This is a genomic window from Afifella pfennigii DSM 17143, assembly GCF_000688515.1.
Lineage (GTDB): Bacteria > Pseudomonadota > Alphaproteobacteria > Rhizobiales > Afifellaceae > Afifella > Afifella pfennigii.
Map to the genome: position 1 here is coordinate 87,326 of NZ_JHZK01000008.1, position 18,125 is coordinate 105,450.

Sequence of the window (18,125 nt, forward strand, 5' to 3'; positions counted from 1 at the left end):
CGGCGGGCGAAGCCTTTCGCCCACGCCAAGACTGGCCTGCCGGCGTTCGCCGGCGGGCCGCCTATAGCTAATCCTCGGGCCAAGGCGCGGCGGCCAGCCGGAGATTGCTTGCTTTCAGCGCAAAGACTTGATCCGAACCTTGTTTTGCCAAATAAGGCCCCTGGCGCGCGGCATGCGGCCGGCGCGGCAGATGCGAGGCCACGGCGCGCGGCGGTCCTGGTGCGCGGCCGGTCAATGCAAGCAGAGCAGGAAAGGGTAGGACGTTGAACGCTGCCGATGCGGGCAAGAAAGGCGGGATTCCGCCCAGTCTGCGACCGCTCGTCCTGTTGGAGGAGATCGCCCGGGCGGGGGTGCCGGTGACGCCGACCAACATGATGGAGCGCGTCGACCTGCCCAAGCCCACCGTGCAGCGCCTGTTCGCGACCCTGGAGACGCAGGGCTTCCTGCAGCGCGAGCTCGACGGGCGCAGCTATACGCCGGGGCTCAGACTGCGGCGGCTGACCACCAACGTCTTCTCCTCGCTGCGCCTGAAGACCGATAACGTCGGTATCCTGCAAGGACTGGCGGAACGCATCGGCGAGACCTGCAACATCGCCGCGCCCGACCGCACCGGCATGGTCTATATCGAGCGCGTGGAGACGAAGTGGCCGCTGCGCATCCAGCTTCCCATCGGCAGCGCCGTGCCTTTCCATTGCACGGCGAGCGGCAAGGCGTATCTGTCCAGCCTTCCCACGAGCCGGCTGGAGCGGTTCGTCGGCGGTTTGCGCCTGGAGGCCTACTCGCCCAACACCATCACCGATCGCGGCCAGCTGATGGAGGAGCTGAGACGGGCGCGCCAGCAGGGCTGGGCGCAGGACAATGAGGAATTCATCGAGGGCATGATCGCCATGGCGGTTCCCATCCGCGACAGCAAGGGGCGGATGTTCTCCACGCTTTCCTTCCATGCGCCGACGCAGCGGCTCGACCTGAAGAGCGCCCAGGCGCATGTGCCGCTGTTGCGCGACACGGCGGCGACGCTTGCGCAGCTGCTGGTGGGGGACGAATAGGCCCGATCGGGCTCGCCTGCCTTGCAGCTCTGCTCGTGAAGAGCTGAGACCTCGCCGGCTCTGTCAGCCGAGGCGCCGACCTGCCTCGTCGATGACGAGCTTGCCGTCTTCCTTGGCGAGCGGGCCTGGCGGCAGCCGCTCCAGAAGATCGAGAACGACCTCGCTCGGGCGGCAGAGCCGCACCCCCTTCTTTGTCGCCACGATCGGCCGGTTGACCAGCACGGGGTGCCGAAGCATCGCCTCAAGGATCGCTTCCTCGGAGACGGCCGGATCTAGGAGGCCGAGTTCCTCTGCGGGCGATTTCGTCGTGCGCAGCGCCTGGCGCGGCGTGATCCCTGCCGCCGCGAAAAGGGCGAGGAGCTGCGGGCGCGTCCAGCCTTCCTTGAGATACTCGATCACGACCGGCCGGTAGCCCGCCGCCTCGATGATGGAAAGGACGTTTCGGGACGTGCCGCATTGGCGATTGTGGTGGATGACGACGTCCATGGCTCAGCTCGCGGCTCCCTCGCGCATGGCGGCGGGCGTCGTGCCCGCGGCTTCCCGCTCGGCCCTTCGCCTGACGGCGGGCCCCGCCTCGTACCAGCCCTTGCTGGCATTGACGATTTTCACCACCGACAGCATCACCGGCACCTCGATGAGGACGCCGACGACGGTGGCGAGCGCGGCGCCGGAAGTGAAGCCGAAAAGGCTGATGGCCGCCGCCACGGCGAGCTCGAAGAAGTTGCTCGCCCCGATCAGGGCCGAGGGGCCGGCGACGCAATGCGCCTCGCCGCTCGCCCGGTTGAGCAGATAGGCAAGGCCGGAATTGAAGTAGACCTGGATGAGGATCGGCACCGCCAGGAAGGCGATGATTGCCGGCTGCGCCAGGATCTGCTCGCCCTGGAAGGCAAAGAGCAGGACGAGCGTGGCGAGCAGCGCCACCAGAGAAAGCGGCTGCAGCCAGGTGAGGATGCGCGCAATGGCGCTCTGGCCGCCCGCCGCGAGCAGCCGCGCCCTTAAGAGCTGCGCCAGCGCGACCGGTACGACGATGTAGAGGAAGACCGACAGAAGAAGCGTCTCCCAGGGCACGGTGATTGCCGAAAGCCCGAGCAGAAGCCCGACGACGGGAGCGAAGGCGACGATCATGATGACGTCGTTGAGCGCCACCTGGCTCAGCGTGAAATGCGGCTCGCCTCTGGTCAGGTTGCTCCACACGAAGACCATCGCCGTGCACGGCGCGGCGGCGAGCAGGATGAGGCCGGCGATATAGCTGTCGATCTCGCCTGCCGGCAGGTAGGGGCGGAAAAGAAAGCCGATGAAGAGCCAGGCCAGAAGCGCCATGGAGAACGGCTTCACCGCCCAGTTGACGAGGAGGGTGACGCCGATGCCGCGCCAGTGCTGTGTCACCTCCTTCAGCGCCCGGAAGTCGATCTTCACCAGCATCGGCACGATCATCGCCCAGATGAGGAGGGCGACGGGCAGGTTGACCTTGGCGACCTCCATCGCGCCGATGGCCTGGAAGATGGCCGGGAAGAAATGGCCAAGGGCGATGCCGACAAGGATGCACAGCGCCACCCAAAGGGTGAGATAGCGTTCGAAAATGGACATGGGATCTCAGGCGTTTTCGGGCTTGGGCGAGAGCGTGCCGATCTCGGCCACGCGCTTTTCAAGCGCCAGACGGTCGAGCGAGGCGATCGGCAGGCTGACGAAGGCCGTGATGCGGTTGAAGAGCATCCGATAGGCTTCGGCGAAGGCGAGCCGCTTCTCGCTTTCCTTGCCGGTCGCCGCGGCTGGATCGGGGACGCCCCAATGCGCGCTCACCGGCTGGCCAGGCCAGACGGGGCAGGGCTCGGCAGCGGCGGCGTCGCAGACGGTGAAGACGAAATCGAGATGCGGCGCGTGCGGCGTCGCGAATTCGGCCCAGTCCTTGGAACGGGCAAAGCCGGTGTCGTAGCCGAGCGATGCGAGAAGGTCGATCGTATAGGGGTGCGGCGCGCCCTTGGGGTGCGAGCCCGCCGAATAGGCGCGGAAGCGGCCTCGGCCTTCCCGGTTCAGGATCGCTTCGGCCAAGAGCGAGCGGGCGGAATTGCCCGTGCACAGAAACAGCACGTCGTAAGGCCTTTCCATCGTCTCCTCCATTCAGGGCCTTTCGGGGCTAGGCGGATGCATTGTCCGCCGCGCAGGCGACGCATTCGGCCGCCAGCGCGGCGAGCGGAGCGCAGACCTCCGGACGCCCGCCGCAGCAGTCGCGGATGAGAAAGCCGACAAGAGCCTCAATGCGCGCGTAATCGGCACGGTAGCGGATCGACCTTCCCTCGCGCGTGGCGCTCACCAAACCGGCGCGCGAAAGCTGGGCGAGATGCGCCGAAAGCGTGTTCGGCAGCACCGAGAGCCCTTCGGCGATCTCGCCGGCCGCAAGGCCGTCCGCGCCGGCTGTTACCAGGGCGCGAAAGACCGACAGGCGGGTCTCGTGGGCAAGGGCGGAGAGGCCGTCGAGGGCGTCTTTCGCTTCCATATTTCGAGAATACGCGAAATATGGAAACGTGGCAAGCCTCGTCGCGAAAGGGATCGCCCGGCATGTGCCCGGGCCCTTGCTTCGGCTCTTGGCGCGCGGCCGCGCCTCCGGCGTGAAGGCGCCAGGTGCGGGCGGCGAAGGCGTCCGGCAGGCAGGGTCGAAGAGCTGCGGGCCACGGGCGGCCGGGCTCGCCGAGGCGGCCGGCGCCATCTCATGCAGGATCGGCCTTGTTCAGAACCGGTGCTGCGACGAAGAGGCAGGGGGGCTTGGGCGCAGCGCGGCCGGCGGACACCGGCGACAGGCGCGAACGCCTCTCGCTTCGTTCTTGGCTGCTTGAAAAAACTGCGGCCGGGACAGGCAGAGAAATGGTGGGCGCGACAGGGATTGAACCTGTGACCCCTACGATGTCAACGTAGTGCTCTCCCGCTGAGCTACGCGCCCTTCAAAGGGGTACCGCCGAAGGCGGTCCGGCGGATATATCGTCTGGTGTGGCGGGGCGCAAGAGCGGCGGAGCGATTGCGTTCGCCAGGGCCGGAAGGCCCGCCTCAGGCGGCCATCAGCCTGCCGACCTCGTTGACGAGATCGCGCAGGTGGAAGGGTTTGGACAGGATCTTGGCGTCCTGCGGCGCCGCCATGTCGGGGTTGAGGGCCACCGCGGCGAAGCCGGTGATGAACATGATCTTCAGATCCGGATCGAGCTCTGTCGCCTTGCGGGCAAGCTCGATGCCATCCATCTCCGGCATGACGATATCGGTCAAAAGCAGGTTGAACGGCTCGTCGCGCAGGCGCTGATAGGCTGACAGCCCGTTATCGAAGGCAACGACGTCGTAGCCGGCGTTCTCCAGCGCCTTCTGGAGAAAGCGACGCATATCCTCGTCGTCCTCGGCAAGCAGAATTCGGCCCAACATGCGTCCCCGGCTATGTCCTCGCTCGTTCCAGTTCTTGTGCGCTCAGGCGGTAAATATCGGGTAAGCAAGGCAGATACAATCGCCGCCCGTGTCCGTGGCGCCACGCAGTTGTGGACAGGCCGAGGCCGCCCCGGCAACATGGGACGGGGCAAGACGCGCATTCACCTTGAGCCGGAGAGCAGAAGCTGCATGTTCCCCTCGCAATCAGAGCCCGTGCCGCAAAAACCGTTCTGCTTTCTCGGCCCGGACAGGCCGACGACGCCGTTCCTCTTCTCCTCGCCGCATTCGGGCCGCTACTACCCGCCGCAATTCCTCGCCGCCTCGCAGCTCGATCCGCTCGCCATCCGGCGCTCGGAGGATTTCATGATCGATATGCTGTTCTCCTCGGCGCTGGAGGGGCGCGCGCCGCTGATCGCGGCGGTCTATCCGCGCGCCTATGTCGATCTCAACCGCGAGCCTTACGAGCTCGATGCGAAGATGTTTCGCCAGGCCCTGCCGCCGCGGGCCAACGGCCGCTCGCTGCGTGCCGCCGGCGGGCTCGGCACCATCCCGCGCATGGTCTCGGAGGGGCGGCATATCTATGCCGGGCCGATCGATCTTTCAGAGGCGCTTTGGCGAATCGAGAGCATCTACCATCCTTTTCACGAGGCGCTGCGCCGCTACCTGGCGGAGACCCTCGCGCAATTCGGCATCGCCGTCCTCATTGACTGTCATTCCATGCCGTCGACGGCGCGCAACGCCGCGCCCGGCCTCAGGCCCGATTTCGTCGTCGGCGACCGCTTCGGCGTCAGCTGCGCCCCGGAGCTGACGGAATGCGCGGTGCGCGTCTTGCGCGGGCTCGGCTATTGCGTGTCGCGCAACAAGCCTTATGCGGGCGGCTTCATCACTGAGCATTACGGCCGGCCGGCCGCCGGCCTGCATGTCCTGCAGGTGGAGGTGAACCGAGCCCTTTACATGGACGAGGAGGCGATCCGCCTGCATGATGGCTTCGAAGCGCTGCGGCGCAATGTCGGCGTTCTGGCGGGGGAGTTGATGGCCACGCGCCTTGAGCCGCCGGCGGCGCTGGACGAAGCGGCCGAATGAGACAAACGCGAAGCAGCCCAAGGGCTTGGTGGTTCCCTGAAAGAAAAAAGGCCGCACCGAAGTGCGGCCAAGTCTAGGGAGGAAACGCCCAATGAGGGCTGCGATACAGCGTATCGCAACGCACAATTTATGCTGCTTTGCACAAGATGCAAGTGCGCCACCGCCACATCTTGGCCCGGAGCGCCGGTTGACGGCGCAACAAACCCGCCGAGACGACGAAACACCCATTTAAGCTACTGAAATCATTGAATTTTCAGGTGCTTTTGCAAAAAGGCAACCCAGCTATGCAATCTGCAGAAAACTACCTTCCCTTCCTTGCCGAGCTGGCGGATGCGGCCGCCGAGGCAGTGCTGAAGCATTTCCGCGTTCCGATCGAGGTGCGGCACAAGGAGACGACGGAGAAGGCTGGCTTCGATCCGGTGACGGAGGCCGACCGGGAAGCGGAGACGGCGATGCGGCGGCTCATTCGCGCGCGCTTTCCCGAGCACGGCATTCTCGGCGAGGAATTCGGATCCGAGGGCGAAGGGCGCTCGCATCAATGGGTGATCGACCCGATCGACGGCACCAAGGCCTTCATCTGCGGCCTGCCGCTATGGGGTAGCCTCGCCGGGTTGACGGTGGAGGGACGGCCCGTTTGCGGCATGCTCTCCCAGCCCTATCTCGGCGAGCGCTTTTTCGGCACGCCGCAAGCCGCCTTTCTGGAGCGCGGCGGCCGGCGCGAGCGGCTGAAGGCGCGGCCCTGTCCGGCCCTTGACGCGGCAATGCTCGCCGCGACCAGTCCGGACATGTTCTCCCCGGCGGAGGGCGAGGCCTTCCGCCGGCTTGGCTCAAAGGTCCGGCTGACCAGGTTCGGCTATGATTGCTACGCCTACGGCATGCTGGCCATGGGCTTCGTCGATATCATCGCGGAGGCCGGCATGAACGCCTACGACATCGTGCCGCTCATTCCCATCGTGGAGGGGGCGGGCGGCCTCGTCTGCGGCTGGGACGGCAGCGAACCGGCGCTCGGCGGGCGCATCCTCGCGCTGGGCGACCGGCGCCTGAAGGAGGCGGCGGTCGCCTGTCTTCAGGTTTGAAACCTTCAGGTCTGAAGCGCGGCGCTCCACCTTTGCGCCGTGTCGCCGATGAAGGCGTCGAAGGCGGCCCAGAAATCGTCGCGGAAGCGGCTCGCCTCCTGCAGCAGCTCGTGCTTGGCGCCGACGATGCGCACGCTGGCGACGGTCTTGGTTCTGAGCGCGAAGGCCTCGATGGCGGCGTTGGAGACGACGCTCTCGCGGCCGGCGAAGGCGATGAGAACCGGCAAGGGCACGCGCTCGGCAAAGCCCGGGGCGGCGATATATTCGGCCGCGCGCAAGGCCGAATGCAGCCAGGCGAAGGTCGGGCCGGAAAGGCCGAGGGAGGGGCTGTTGTCGATAACGGCCTGGTTGCGCTCGTAACGACGCCGGTCGCTGGTGACCGGATTGTTCTCAAAAGGCGCTAGCTGCACCAGCCGGCCGCGGTCGGGGCCGGCATAGACCTCGCCGAGACCGAGATAGTTGATGAGGCCGGTCAGGCGGCTGAGGGTGGCGGTGTGCCCGAAGGCGAGGCCGAGAAGCGGCGCCGTCAGCACCATGCGCTCCACCTGGGTGCGGGCGCGGGCGGCATAGAGCAGCGCCACGGCGGCGCCGGTGGAATGGGCGAGGATGTGGAAGGGCGGGGCGCAGCGCGCCAGCGCCAGCTCGTCCATGATGGTGCTGAGATCGACTAGATATTCGGAGAAATCGTCGACATGGCCCTTGCGGGCATCGCGCAGGCTGCGCGTGGAGCCGCCCTGGCCGCGCCAGTCGAAGGCGACGACGCCGAAACCGCGCCGGCGCAAATCCTGGACCGTCTCGAAATACTTCTCGATGAACTCCGCCCGCCCTTGCAGGAGCACCACAGTGCCCTGGCGCGCGGGCGCGTCCGGACCCCACCAGGCGGCGCGCAGCTCCTTGCCGTCCGGCGTCGCAATCATGGCGGTGCGGGCGCCGGGAGGTACCGGGTTGTGCGGAATGGCGACGAGATCTCGCAAGGAAACGCCTTTGCGGCCGGACTGCATCGAAACCGCTGATAGACGCGCGGGACGGTGGCGGCAAGCCAAGGAAGCGAGCCGGCGGCCCTGGGGCCGCCGGCTCTCCACCGGACACCGGAGGGGGCGATAGCGATGTCCGGTATCTCTGAGGCTCAGCGGTAGCGCGGGCCGGGGCCCCAGCCACCGCGCCCCGGCCGCCCGAGCCGGCGCAGGCTGACGATCTCGCCGGTATAGGCGTTGACGGCGACCCGCAGCGGGGCGCCGCGCCGGCCGCGGGCCGCCAACTCGTAGGTGCGGCCGCGCGTGTCGAGGAAGCGAATGGGCGTGATCCCCTGCCGGCGCAGGATATGGCGCACGCGCTGCGGCGAGAGCCTGTCGAAGCGGCGGTTGTCGCGGTCATGACGCCAGTTCGGGCCGCGCCGGTTCGGGGCGCGCCAGTCGGCCACGATCGCCGGGCCGCGGGCATCCAGGGTGAGGGTGACGTTCGCCGCCTTGGCCGGGGCGGTGAAGGTGAGAGCGGAAAGGGCGACGAGCCCGGCGGCGGCGAACGGAACGAGCTTCATGACGGTTCTCCTGACTGTCGGGGCCGGCGCCCCTTGGAAATGACAGGCGGAGATTAGGAAGCGGCGACTGAACCGGCTCAGAACCGGCCATTCATCTTCCATTCAGCCTTGGAATCGTTGGGCATTCCCTTTGTTTTCAGTAGCTTAGCGGCGCTTGAAAGGCGCGCGGACAATGCCCATCTCACCCTTGTGGGATGCCGACAGGGTCCCAACGGTGCCGGCGGGCCGCGTTTCGAAATGGCCGCCCGCGCCGAATGCAATGTCGCTTCACTAGGAGGACTACATCATGCGTCAGTTCGATCTCAGCCCGCTCTACCGCTCCACCGTCGGCTTCGACCGGCTGTTCAACATGCTCGACACGATGGGCGGTCACGACAATGGCGGGCAGACCTATCCGCCTTACAACATCGAGCGCACCGGCGAGAACGCCTACCGCATCACCATGGCGGTCGCCGGCTTCGGCGAAAACGATATCGATATTGAATCGAAGCAGAACATCCTCACCGTCAAGGCGCAGCGCAACGAGGAGACGGAGAGCAAGGACCGCGAGATCCTTTATCGCGGCATCGCCGCCCGTTCCTTCGAGCGCCGCTTCCAGCTCGCCGACCATGTCGAGGTGACCGGTGCGACGCTGGAGAACGGTCTTCTGCATATCGATCTCGTGCGCGAGATTCCGGAAGCCATGAAGCCGCGCAAGATCGCGATCGGCACCGGCGCCGATGCCGGCAAGCAGATCGACGCGACGGTCAACAAGGCCGCCTAAGGCGCGCCGCATCGGCTTTTCCAAGGCGCCCCTTGCGGGCGCCTTTTTTATGCAAGCTATGCCAGTCTTGGCGCGGCGGCCCCGCCGCTTTGCGCTCATGGCCTTGGTGTCGCTTCCCCGAGGCTCCACCTTGGCATGCATCCCGTTTCGCCGTCCGGGCATGAAGGCACGAACCGCCTTCTCCCATGGGCACGGCCGCCTTGTGCGCAAAGCGTGCCGTATCTTGTGGCAGGTGCCATCGGCCCGGTGCCGGGCGGCGAGGGGCGTGCCGTCTCAGGCGCCGAAAAGCGCCAGGAAGCGGTCGACCTCATCCTCGCTGGTCTGGAAGTTGGTGACGAGGCGCACCAGAAGCTCGCTTTCGTCTGAGCCCAGAGCGAGGCCGTGCGGGTGCGGCCAGTCGTAGAAGGTGGCGCCGGCCCGGCGCGCCGTATCGGCCGCCTCTCGGTCAAGCAGCGCAAAGCTCTCGTTGGTCTCGGTCGGCCAGGCGAGGCGCGCCGTCTTGGCGGCCTGAAGACCTGTCCGCAGGCGTTCGGCCATGGCGTTGGCGTGGCGGGCGAGGCTGAGCCACAGGTCGTCCGCAAGATAGGCCTCGAATTGGGCGGCGATGAAGCGCGTCTTGGAAAAGAGGTGGCCGGCGCGTTTTCTGAGGTAGGGCAGCTCGGCGGCCATCTCCGGATCGAAGAAAATGAGCGCCTCCGCCGAGACGCAGCCATTCTTGGTGGCGCCGAAGGAGAGGATGTCGACGCCGCGTCGCCAGGTCATGTCGGCCGGGCTCGCCTCAAGGCGCACCATGGCGTTGGCGAAGCGCGCCCCGTCCATATGCACCGGGATACCGCTCTTCTTCGCCAGGGCGCAGAGCCGCTCCAGCTCGGCATGGCTGTAGACGGTGCCGATCTCGCTCGCCTGGGTGAGGGAGAGTGCCATCGGCTGGCCGGCATGGATGAAACCCGGCTGGAAGCGGGCGAGTGCCGATTCAAGCTCGCGCGGCTCGATCTTGCCGAGCTCGCCGCCCAGCTGCATCAGCCGGGCGCCGCCGCTCTGAAACTCTACCGCGCCGCACTCATCCTCCACGATATGGCTCTCGCGGTGGCAGAAGACGGCGCCGCCGGGCTTGTTGACGGCGGCCAGCGCCAGGGCGTTGGAGGCCGTGCCGGTGCCGACGAAAAAGACCGCCACCTCGCGCTCAAAGAGGGCGTTGAAGCGGTCCTCCACCGCTCGGTCGAGAGCGCTGACGCCATAGGCGTCGGCATGGCCGGCGGCCTGACGGGCTATCGCCTCCACGACTTCCGGCGCCGCGCCCGACCAATTGTCACTGGCAAACTGCATTTGTCGCGGCTTAGGCCTCCGGTGGGCGACGCGCAAGCCTTACCTGTTGGCGACGCCGTTCCAGCGCGCGAGCCTGGAGAGGAAAGAGTCGAGCGAGAGCTTGCCGGGGCCGTAGGCGAGGATGGCGAGCAGCATCGCCGCCCAGGGCAGGTGAAAGTTCGACCAGCCGCCGGGCTCGGTGAGCTGGATGATGCCGGTCATGACGAGAAGGCCGAGCGCGGCGAGGCGCGTGCCGAAGCCGGCGATGAGAAGACAGGGCAGGATCACCTCGGCGAGCGCCGACATCCAGGCCATCATCACCGGCGCCGGGAAGGCATAGGTGGCGCCCAGAATGTGCAGACGGAACTCCTCGCGAAACAGCAGGATCGCGACGTCGGAGAGCTTCAGGAATCCGTCCCATTTGAGAAAGCCGGATTTCAGGAAGGGGATGGCGACGGCGAGGCGAAGGACAAGCTGGACGAGGCTCATCGGGATGAGGCCGAAGAGCCGTGCCGGCAGCTCGGCGAGAGCTGCGGCGCCGGAGGCGGTGGGGGGCGCGCTGCGCGTCTCACTCATGGGTCAGCTCGGCCTCAAGGTCGAAGCAATCTTTTCAAGCGGCAGGAAGGCGCCGGCGCCGAGCGCGTCGGCGAGGTTCGCGGCAAGGTCGAAATTTGGCTCGGCGGCGGCTCTTGCGGCCGCGGCGCCAAGGCTCTTGCCGGCGAAGAGCGCCGACAGGAAGGCGTGTCCGCCGGGGCGCAGGCGCCTCAGCTCGACATTGAGGCCGGGCCGGGTGACGAGGGCCGTCTCGGCGCTTGAGAAATCGACCGGCGCCGGCTCGGCGAGGCCCGAATTCATCATCCACACGGTGACGATGGGAAAGCGCGAGGCAAGCAGGCGCGCCGCCGGATGCGGGCGAAGGCTGAGCCCGGCGAGGCTTTCGGGCGCCAGCGCGGCGATATCGGCAGGGGCGAGAAAAGGCGCGTCGGCGGCGTGATAGGCTTCAAGCCGCGCCCGCTCCAGCCGCGCCACATCCGGCAGATAGGGGTGGGGCCGCGCCGGCTCGAAGTTCTCCAGGAATTGCGGCAGCTCGGCGCCGTAATCGATGAGCATCGGCCGGCGCGGCGGATGCCGGCGGACATAGACGCCCGCCATGTCGGCGAAGAAGGCATCGCCGAGGATGCTGCGGAGCGCCGGATAAGCATCGCGCAGGGCGCGCGACAGCGAGACGACGACGTTGTTGCGATAGACGGCGAAGCGCTTCTCGTCCGGGCGCGCCCGGCCGGTGGCGCTGGCGAGCCCGGCGGGCGGCGGCAAATCGGGGTCGATCAGCGCCGCTGCGAAGCGGGCCTGCAGCTCAGGAAGCGACGCGGCGGCCATGACAGGGCTCCCGGCGGGCGTTGAGGATCGTTTCGGCGCGCTTCGCCTCTGCGGCGAGAACCGGCCAGTCGGGCAATTCGGAATCCCATTCCACCAGGGTCGGCAAGGGACCGGCGCGGGCGATGACCCGCTCGTAGAGGGTCCAGACGGCATCGGTGACGGCGCGGTCATGGGTGTCGATGAGGAGCGGCGCGCCGGCCTCGTCGGCGTCGACGGCGTGGCCGGCCAGATGAACCTCGCCGACCAGATGCAGCGGGAAGCGGTCGAGATAGGCCTCAGGCGAATAGCCGTGATTGGTTGCGGAGACATAGACGTTGTTGACGTCCAGCAGCAGGCCACAGCCGGTGCGGGCGGCGAGCTCGGCGAGGAAGTCCACCTCGTCCATGTCGCTGGAGGAGAAGGCGACATAGGTGGAGGGGTTCTCGATCAGCATCGCCCGGCCGAGCCTTTCCTGCACCTCGCTCACATGCGCGGCGACGAGGCTGAGCGTCTCTTGCGTGTAGGGCAAGGGCAAGAGGTCGTTGAGGAAGCCCGTATCGTGCGTTGACCAGGCAAGGTGCTCCGAAAAGCTCTGCGGCTGATAGCGGTCGAGTAGCTCGCGCAGGCGCTTCAGATGCGCCTTGTCGAGCGGGCCGGCGGCGCCGATCGACAGGCCGACACCGTGCAGCGACAAAGGGTAACGCTCGCGGATGGCGGTCAGATAATGATGCGGCGGACCGCCAGCCCCCATGTAATTCTCCGGATGCACCTCGAAGAAGCCCATATCCGCCTTGTCGGCGAGGATCTCGCTCACATGGTCGAGCTTCAGGCCGACGCCGGCCCGGTGAGGCAGGCGGTCGGCGAGGGCAGCTTCGCTGCGCAGGGAAAGGGGCATGGCGGTCCTATCTTGTCGTAGCGGCCGGTCTTGTCGTAGCGGCCGGCCGTGGCGAGGCCGGTCGGGTCAGCCCTGGGGCACGTCGCGCTCGAGCGGCTCCAGCGAGCCCATGCGGTCGCCCGGGACCTCCATGGTGGCGCAGGTGCCGGCATCCACGTACTTCCAGGCATTGCCCTGGTAATCGACCTTGGACGTGCCCTGGCAGGTGGTGCCCGGCCCGGCGGCGCAATCGTTCTGGCTGGCAAGCGCCACGCCGTAACATTTTTCCTTGTTGTCCTGGGCGCTTGCGGGCGCCGCCATCATGCTGGTCGCGGCCAGTACGGCGCCGGCGAGCGCAGCGGCGGTGAAGCCCTTGGGGGTGGATGACATCAGCGTTCTCCCTATCTTTCGGTTCAACCGGCGGGGGATGACGCCGGCGCGTGGAGGTTGACGGAAGCTTCCGGTCGGTGGAACTCAAATCACAACAGTTCGCCGTGAGGGCGCGTTGACGGAAGATCACGGAGCGTCGTGGCCTTCGTGAAGAACGCACAGCCAAAAGGCCGCGACGGTTGCGCCGACTTGCCGAGGCCGGCAAAATCTGAGATGGTGAAAGAATAGGACAGGCGTCCTGTCCTAGTTGGCGCTCCATCGCGTGGCGAGGGGCGCGAGCAAGGCGCCGGATTGCGCATCGGCCCGGGGGAGGCCGCGCGACGCGGCGCGAGGATTTAGGATAAGCTGAGCGCAAGGCCCGAGGGGCCGATGGCTCGAGCCGCATCTCCCGAACGGAGTGCGACCCGAACGAAAGAGGTGCCCCAAGACGCCTGCGCCGGCAGGCGTTGTGAAAGGCAAGAGGCGGAGGCAGGCCCGTGAAGCTGACAAGCTGTGACCGCAGGACGCTAAGGCAGGGCGAGGCGCGTGCCGCCGCCGGCCGAGCCGCGCGCATGGACGCGGCGGCCGCCGCCAGGGGCAAAGGCCTTGTCGACCCGCGCGGCGAGCGCGATGCCTGCGGCGTCGGCTTCGTCGCCGATCTTGAGGGCCGCCCCTCCCACACGATCATCGAGCACGGCCTGCAGATCCTGGAGAACCTTACCCATCGCGGCGCCGTCGGGGCGGACCCGGAAGTCGGTGACGGCGCGGGTATGCTGATCCAGCTTCCCGACGCCTTCTTCCGCGCCGAGGCCGAGGCGGCCGGCTTTGCCCTGCCGCCGCTCGGCCGCTACGGCGTCGGCGTCTTCTTCATGCCGCAGGATGCGCAGCTGCGCGCGCATCTGGAAAAGCTGGTGGAGAACGTCGTCGCGGAGGAGGGGCAGAAGGTGCTCGGCTGGCGCGACGTGCCGGTCGACAATGCCTGTCTGTCGAAGGCGCCGAAGATCCGAGAGGCCGAGCCGGTGCATCGCCAGCTCTTCGTCGGCGCCGCGGAAGGACTTGAGGGCGACGATTTCGAGCGGCGGCTCTACGTCCTGCGCAAGGTCGTCTCCAATCGCGTCTTCGCCGAGAGCGACGGGCGCGACAAGGGCTTTTACATCTGCTCCTTCTCCAGCCGCACCACGGTCTACAAGGGCATGTTCCTCGCCTATCAGCTCAGGCGCTACTACAAGGACCTGTCGGACCCGCGCTTTGCCTCGGCGCTGGCGCTGGTGCATCAGCGCTTTTCCACCAACACCTTCCCTTCCTGGAAGCTCGCCCATCCCTACCGGATGGTCGCCCATAACGGCGAAATCAACACGCTGCGCGGCAACGTCAACTGGATGGCGGCGCGCCAGGCCTCGATATCCTCGCCGCTCTTCGGCGAGGATATCGAGAAGCTGTGGCCGATCTCCTATGAGGGACAGTCCGACACCGCTTGCTTCGACAACGCCCTGGAATTCCTCACCACCGGCGGCTACGAGCTCGCCCATGCGGCGATGATGCTGGTGCCGGAGGCCTGGGCCGGCAACCCGCTGATGGATGAGACCAGGCGCGCCTTCTATCAGTACCATGCCGCGCTGATGGAGCCCTGGGACGGGCCGGCTGCCATCGCCTTCACCGACGGGCGGCAGATCGGCGCCACGCTCGACCGCAACGGGCTGAGGCCGGCGCGCTACGTCGTCACCGAGGACGGCCTCGTCATCATGGCGTCGGAGGCCGGCGTCTTGCCGGTGCCGGACAAGAGCATCGTGCGCAAATGGCGCCTGCAGCCGGGCCGCATGCTGCTCATCGACCTTCAGGAAGGCCGCATCATCGACGATGCGGAGCTGAAGGCGCGGCTGTCGGAGGCCAATCCCTATCGGCAATGGCTGGCGCGCACGCAGATCGTCCTGGAAGAAATGCCGGAAGTGGGCTCGCGGGCGCCGGCGACGGCGGCCTCGCTGCTCGACCGCCAGCAGGCCTTCGGCTACACCCAGGAAGACCTGAAGCTGCTGATGGCGCCGATGGCGGTCACCGGCCAGGAAGCCGTCGGCTCCATGGGCACCGACACGCCGGTTTCCGTGCTCTCCGACAAGCCGAAGCTGCTCTATACCTATTTCAAGCAGAACTTCGCCCAGGTGACGAACCCGCCGATCGATCCGATCCGCGAGGAGATCGTCATGAGCCTCGTCTCCTTCATCGGGCCGAGGCCGAACCTTTTCGACCTGGAAGGCCTTTCGGAGCGCAAGCGTCTGGAGGTGCGCCAGCCGATCCTCACCAATGCCGACCTTGAGAAGATCCGCGGCATCGGCGAGATCGCCGACAACCATTTCCAGACCAAGACGCTCGACATCACCTACAATCTCGGGCGCGGCGCCGATGGCATGGAAGAGGCCATCGAGAAGCTCTGCCAGCGGGCGGAGAAGGCGGTCCTCGACGGCTACAACATCATCATCCTCTCCGACCGGCTGGTCGGGCCGCAGCGCATCGCCATGCCGGCGCTGCTGGCGACTGCCGCCGTTCACCACCACCTCATCCGCAAGGGGCTGAGGACCTCCGTCGGCCTCGTGGTGGAGACCGGCGAGGCGCGCGAGGTGCACCATTTCTGTGTGCTCGCCGGCTACGGCGCGGAGGCGATCAACCCCTATCTCGCCTTCGAGACCTTGGCGGCGATGCACCAGCGCGGCGACTTTCCCGAGGTCGTCGACGCCCGGGAGGTGGTGGAGCGCTTCATCAAGTCCGTCGGCAAGGGGATTTTGAAGGTGATGTCCAAGATGGGCATCTCCACCTACCAATCCTATTGCGGGGCGCAGATCTTCGACGCGGTGGGGCTTGCCTCCGCCTTCGTCGACCGCTTCTTCTTCGGCACGGCGACGATGATCGAAGGCATCGGCCTTGCCGAGATCGCCGAGGAGACGGTGCGCCGTCACCGGCTCGCCTTCGGCGAGGACCCGGTGTTGCGCCGCTCGCTGGAGATCGGCGGCGAATACGCCTACCGCATGCGCGGCGAGGACCATGTGTGGACGCCCGACGCCGTGGCGCATCTGCAGCACGCGGTGCGCGGCGAGGGCTTTGAGCGCTATCGCACCTATGCGGAGATGGTGAACGGCGAGGCGGCCAAGCGGCTCACCATCCGCTCGCTCTTTCGCATCCGCGAGGCGGAGGCGATGGGCTTTGAGCCGGTGCCGCTGGAGGAGGTCGAGCCGGCGGCGGAGATCGTCAAGCGCTTCTCCACCGGGGCGATGAGCTTCGGCTCCATCTCGCGCGAGGCGCATACGACCCTGGCCGTCGCCATGAACCGCATCGGCGGCAAGTCCAATACCGGCGAGGGCGGCGAGGAGACGGAGCGCTTCACGCCCAAGCCGAACGGGGATTCGGAGCGCTCGGCCATCAAGCAGGTCGCCTCCGGCCGCTTCGGCGTGACGACGGAATACCTCGTCAATTCCGACATGATCCAGATCAAGGTGGCGCAGGGGGCCAAGCCCGGCGAGGGCGGCCAGCTGCCCGGCCACAAGGTCGACGCGGTGATCGCCAAGGTGCGCCATTCCACGCCCGGCGTCGGGCTGATCTCGCCGCCGCCGCATCACGACATCTATTCCATCGAGGACCTGGCGCAGCTCATCTTCGACTTGAAGAACGTCAATCCGGCCGCCGACATTTCGGTGAAGCTCGTCGCCGAGGTGGGCGTGGGTACCGTGGCGGCGGGCGTCGCCAAGGCGCGCGCCGACCATATCACCATCTCAGGCTATGATGGCGGCACCGGCGCCTCGCCGCTCACCTCCATCAAGCATGCCGGCCTGCCCTGGGAGATCGGCCTTGCGGAGACGCATCAGACGCTGGTGCATGAGGGCCTGCGCTCGCGCATCGCCCTGCAGGTCGACGGGGGTCTGAGGACGGGGCGCGACGTCATCGTCGGGGCGCTGCTGGGCGCCGACGAATTCGGCTTCTCCACCGCGCCCTTGATCGCCGCCGGCTGCATCATGATGCGCAAATGCCATCTCAATACCTGTCCGGTGGGCGTGGCGACGCAGGACCCGGTGCTCAGGAAGCGCTTCCGCGGCCAGCCGGAGCACGTCATCAACTATTTCTTCTTCGTCGTCGAGGAGGTCCGCGAGATCATGGCGGCGATGGGCGTGCGGCGCTTCGACGAGCTCATCGGCCAGAGCGAGCGGCTCAACACCATGCCGCTGATCGACCATTGGAAGGCCAAGGGGCTCGACTTCTCGGCGATCTTCCAGCGCCCCGACGCGCCGGAGGAGGAGCTGCGCTGGACGCGCCGGCAGGAGCATCCGATCGCCGATGTGCTGGACCGCAAGCTGATCGGGGAAGCCGAGCCGGCGCTCGCCCGCGGCGAGGCGGTGAGCATCGAAACCAAGGTCGCCAATCTCGACCGCTCGGTCGGCGCCATGCTGTCGGGCGAAGTGGCCAAGCGCTACGGCCATGCCGGCCTGCCGGACGACACCATCGTGGTGAAGATGCAAGGCACGGCGGGCCAGTCCTTCGGCGCCTTCCTCGCCAGCGGGATCACCTTCGACCTTGTCGGCGATGCTAACGATTATGTCGGCAAGGGGCTGTGCGGGGGGCGGATCGTGGTGCGCCCGCCGGCGGAGCTGCCGGTCGATCCGGCCAAGGCGATCATCGTCGGCAACACGCTTCTTTACGGCGCCATCGAGGGCGAATGCTATTTCTCCGGCGTCGCCGGCGAGCGCTTCGCGGTGCGCAATTCCGGCGCCATCGCCGTCGTGGAAGGCTGCGGCGACCATGGCTGCGAATACATGACCGGCGGCATCGTCGTCGTCATCGGCGAGACGGGGCGCAACTTCGCCGCCGGCATGTCGGGCGGCATCGCCTATGTGCTGGACGAGGACGGCACCTTCGAGCGGCGCTGCAACCTCGCCATGGTGGCGCTGGAGCCGGTGCCGGAGGAAGAGGCGCTGCTTGAGGAACTGCATCACCATGGCGGCGATATGGAATGGCACGGGCGCGTCGACGTCTCCTCCAACATGAACGCACATGACGAGGAGCGGCTTTTGACGCTGATCACCAACCACCACCATTACACCGGCTCCGAGCGCGCCAAGCACATCCTGGAGAACTGGTCCGATTACCGGCCGAAATTCGTCAAGGTGATGCCGGTGGAGTACCGCCGGGCGCTTCTGGAGATGGAAGAGCGGCGCCACGGCGAGGCGCGCCGGATGGCGGCGGAATAGGAGCGCGCGCGGACGCCCCCGCGCTGGGTGCATCGCCCAAGACGGGCGCGGGGCGGCCAGGGCGCGCAAGGACGTGAAGGACGGTT

At 67.1% G+C, this 18,125-nt stretch carries 17 protein-coding genes and 1 tRNA gene; 5 read left to right on the forward strand and 13 right to left on the reverse strand.

Features of this window, described 5'->3' with window-relative positions:
- Window positions 1–263: 263 nt before the first annotated feature.
- The gene (locus tag Q331_RS0108580; protein ID WP_026380344.1) at window positions 264–1,046 is read left to right on the forward strand and encodes an IclR family transcriptional regulator; all 783 of its coding nucleotides are present in this window, start codon (window positions 264–266) and stop codon (window positions 1,044–1,046) included.
- Between the two features lie 63 nt (window positions 1,047–1,109).
- Here Q331_RS0108580 and arsC read toward each other — a convergent pair whose 3' ends face one another.
- The 6 genes from arsC to cpdR form a co-directional block, all read right to left on the reverse strand.
- Window positions 1,110–1,532 carry an arsenate reductase (glutaredoxin) gene (gene arsC / locus Q331_RS0108585; protein ID WP_026380345.1) on the reverse strand — a complete coding sequence of 141 codons (423 nt, stop codon included), beginning with the start codon at window positions 1,530–1,532 and terminating at the stop codon, window positions 1,110–1,112.
- A gap of 3 nt (window positions 1,533–1,535) precedes the next feature.
- On the reverse strand, window positions 1,536–2,633 hold the full coding sequence (arsB, locus tag Q331_RS20690; RefSeq protein ID WP_051630863.1) for an ACR3 family arsenite efflux transporter: 1,098 nt from the start codon (window positions 2,631–2,633) through the stop codon (window positions 1,536–1,538).
- A gap of 6 nt (window positions 2,634–2,639) precedes the next feature.
- Window positions 2,640–3,152, reverse strand: a complete 513-nt coding sequence (locus tag Q331_RS0108595; RefSeq protein ID WP_026380346.1) for an arsenate reductase ArsC — start codon at window positions 3,150–3,152, stop codon at window positions 2,640–2,642.
- Window positions 3,153–3,180: 28 nt separating this feature from the next.
- On the reverse strand, window positions 3,181–3,540 hold the full coding sequence (locus tag Q331_RS0108600) for an ArsR/SmtB family transcription factor (RefSeq protein WP_026380347.1): 360 nt from the start codon (window positions 3,538–3,540) through the stop codon (window positions 3,181–3,183).
- Window positions 3,541–3,906: 366 nt separating this feature from the next.
- Window positions 3,907–3,981, reverse strand: a tRNA-Val gene (locus tag Q331_RS0108605).
- A gap of 104 nt (window positions 3,982–4,085) precedes the next feature.
- Window positions 4,086–4,448: a cell cycle two-component system response regulator CpdR gene (gene cpdR, locus Q331_RS0108610; RefSeq protein ID WP_026380348.1), complete on the reverse strand. Its 363-nt coding sequence runs from the start codon at window positions 4,446–4,448 to the stop codon at window positions 4,086–4,088.
- A gap of 138 nt (window positions 4,449–4,586) precedes the next feature.
- Here cpdR and Q331_RS20695 point away from each other — a divergent pair, with 138 nt between their 5' ends.
- Window positions 4,587–5,531 (forward strand): N-formylglutamate amidohydrolase, encoded by a 945-nt coding sequence (locus tag Q331_RS20695; RefSeq protein WP_245615561.1) that lies wholly within the window; start codon window positions 4,587–4,589, stop codon window positions 5,529–5,531.
- 284 nt (window positions 5,532–5,815) lie between these two features.
- Window positions 5,816–6,607, forward strand: a complete 792-nt coding sequence (gene hisN, locus Q331_RS0108620) for a histidinol-phosphatase (protein WP_026380349.1) — start codon at window positions 5,816–5,818, stop codon at window positions 6,605–6,607.
- Between the two features lie 5 nt (window positions 6,608–6,612).
- Here the strand turns inward: hisN and Q331_RS0108625 are convergent, their stop codons facing one another.
- Together Q331_RS0108625 and Q331_RS0108630 are read right to left on the reverse strand one after the other, a co-directional pair.
- A complete protein-coding gene (locus tag Q331_RS0108625) occupies window positions 6,613–7,581 on the reverse strand; it encodes an alpha/beta hydrolase (RefSeq protein WP_026380350.1) in 969 nt (322 codons plus the stop codon).
- A gap of 152 nt (window positions 7,582–7,733) precedes the next feature.
- On the reverse strand, window positions 7,734–8,144 hold the full coding sequence (locus tag Q331_RS0108630) for a hypothetical protein (protein WP_026380351.1): 411 nt from the start codon (window positions 8,142–8,144) through the stop codon (window positions 7,734–7,736).
- 286 nt (window positions 8,145–8,430) lie between these two features.
- On the opposite strand from Q331_RS0108630, the gene Q331_RS0108635 reads away from it, so the two are divergent.
- A complete protein-coding gene (locus Q331_RS0108635) occupies window positions 8,431–8,907 on the forward strand; it encodes an Hsp20 family protein (RefSeq protein ID WP_026380352.1) in 477 nt (158 codons plus the stop codon).
- 273 nt (window positions 8,908–9,180) lie between these two features.
- On the opposite strand, the gene Q331_RS0108640 is transcribed toward Q331_RS0108635, so the two are convergent.
- From Q331_RS0108640 to Q331_RS0108660, 5 genes are all read right to left on the reverse strand, one after another.
- On the reverse strand, window positions 9,181–10,233 hold the full coding sequence (locus tag Q331_RS0108640; protein WP_026380353.1) for a threonine aldolase family protein: 1,053 nt from the start codon (window positions 10,231–10,233) through the stop codon (window positions 9,181–9,183).
- Window positions 10,234–10,272: 39 nt separating this feature from the next.
- Window positions 10,273–10,788 carry a DoxX family protein gene (locus Q331_RS20700; protein ID WP_034491569.1) on the reverse strand — a complete coding sequence of 172 codons (516 nt, stop codon included), beginning with the start codon at window positions 10,786–10,788 and terminating at the stop codon, window positions 10,273–10,275.
- A 3-nt stretch (window positions 10,789–10,791) separates the two neighbouring features.
- A complete protein-coding gene (locus Q331_RS0108650) occupies window positions 10,792–11,589 on the reverse strand; it encodes an HvfC/BufC N-terminal domain-containing protein (RefSeq protein WP_026380354.1) in 798 nt (265 codons plus the stop codon).
- A complete protein-coding gene (bufB, locus tag Q331_RS0108655; protein WP_034491571.1) occupies window positions 11,567–12,463 on the reverse strand; it encodes an MNIO family bufferin maturase in 897 nt (298 codons plus the stop codon). The genes Q331_RS0108650 and bufB overlap by 23 nt, the downstream gene beginning before the upstream one ends.
- Window positions 12,464–12,529: 66 nt before the next feature.
- Window positions 12,530–12,832 carry a BufA1 family periplasmic bufferin-type metallophore gene (locus Q331_RS0108660; protein WP_026380356.1) on the reverse strand — a complete coding sequence of 101 codons (303 nt, stop codon included), beginning with the start codon at window positions 12,830–12,832 and terminating at the stop codon, window positions 12,530–12,532.
- Between the two features lie 551 nt (window positions 12,833–13,383).
- On the opposite strand from Q331_RS0108660, the gene gltB reads away from it, so the two are divergent.
- Window positions 13,384–18,039 carry a glutamate synthase large subunit gene (gene gltB, locus Q331_RS0108665; protein WP_026380357.1) on the forward strand — a complete coding sequence of 1,552 codons (4,656 nt, stop codon included), beginning with the start codon at window positions 13,384–13,386 and terminating at the stop codon, window positions 18,037–18,039.
- Window positions 18,040–18,125: the final 86 nt, after the last annotated feature.

Coding starts and splice junctions, on each gene's coding strand:
- arsC (WP_026380345.1), bottom strand. CDS start 1,532: ATGGACGTCGTCATCCACCACAATCGCCAATGCGGCACGTCCCGAAAC.
- arsB (WP_051630863.1), bottom strand. CDS start 2,633: ATGTCCATTTTCGAACGCTATCTCACCCTTTGGGTGGCGCTGTGCATC.
- Q331_RS0108595 (WP_026380346.1), bottom strand. CDS start 3,152: ATGGAAAGGCCTTACGACGTGCTGTTTCTGTGCACGGGCAATTCCGCC.
- Q331_RS0108600 (WP_026380347.1), bottom strand. CDS start 3,540: ATGGAAGCGAAAGACGCCCTCGACGGCCTCTCCGCCCTTGCCCACGAG.
- cpdR (WP_026380348.1), bottom strand. CDS start 4,448: ATGTTGGGCCGAATTCTGCTTGCCGAGGACGACGAGGATATGCGTCGC.
- Q331_RS20695 (WP_245615561.1), top strand. CDS start 4,587: ATGGGACGGGGCAAGACGCGCATTCACCTTGAGCCGGAGAGCAGAAGC.
- hisN (WP_026380349.1), top strand. CDS start 5,816: ATGCAATCTGCAGAAAACTACCTTCCCTTCCTTGCCGAGCTGGCGGAT.
- Q331_RS0108630 (WP_026380351.1), bottom strand. CDS start 8,144: ATGAAGCTCGTTCCGTTCGCCGCCGCCGGGCTCGTCGCCCTTTCCGCT.
- Q331_RS0108635 (WP_026380352.1), top strand. CDS start 8,431: ATGCGTCAGTTCGATCTCAGCCCGCTCTACCGCTCCACCGTCGGCTTC.
- Q331_RS0108640 (WP_026380353.1), bottom strand. CDS start 10,233: ATGCAGTTTGCCAGTGACAATTGGTCGGGCGCGGCGCCGGAAGTCGTG.
- Q331_RS20700 (WP_034491569.1), bottom strand. CDS start 10,788: ATGAGTGAGACGCGCAGCGCGCCCCCCACCGCCTCCGGCGCCGCAGCT.
- Q331_RS0108650 (WP_026380354.1), bottom strand. CDS start 11,589: ATGGCCGCCGCGTCGCTTCCTGAGCTGCAGGCCCGCTTCGCAGCGGCG.
- bufB (WP_034491571.1), bottom strand. CDS start 12,463: ATGCCCCTTTCCCTGCGCAGCGAAGCTGCCCTCGCCGACCGCCTGCCT.
- Q331_RS0108660 (WP_026380356.1), bottom strand. CDS start 12,832: ATGTCATCCACCCCCAAGGGCTTCACCGCCGCTGCGCTCGCCGGCGCC.
- gltB (WP_026380357.1), top strand. CDS start 13,384: ATGGACGCGGCGGCCGCCGCCAGGGGCAAAGGCCTTGTCGACCCGCGC.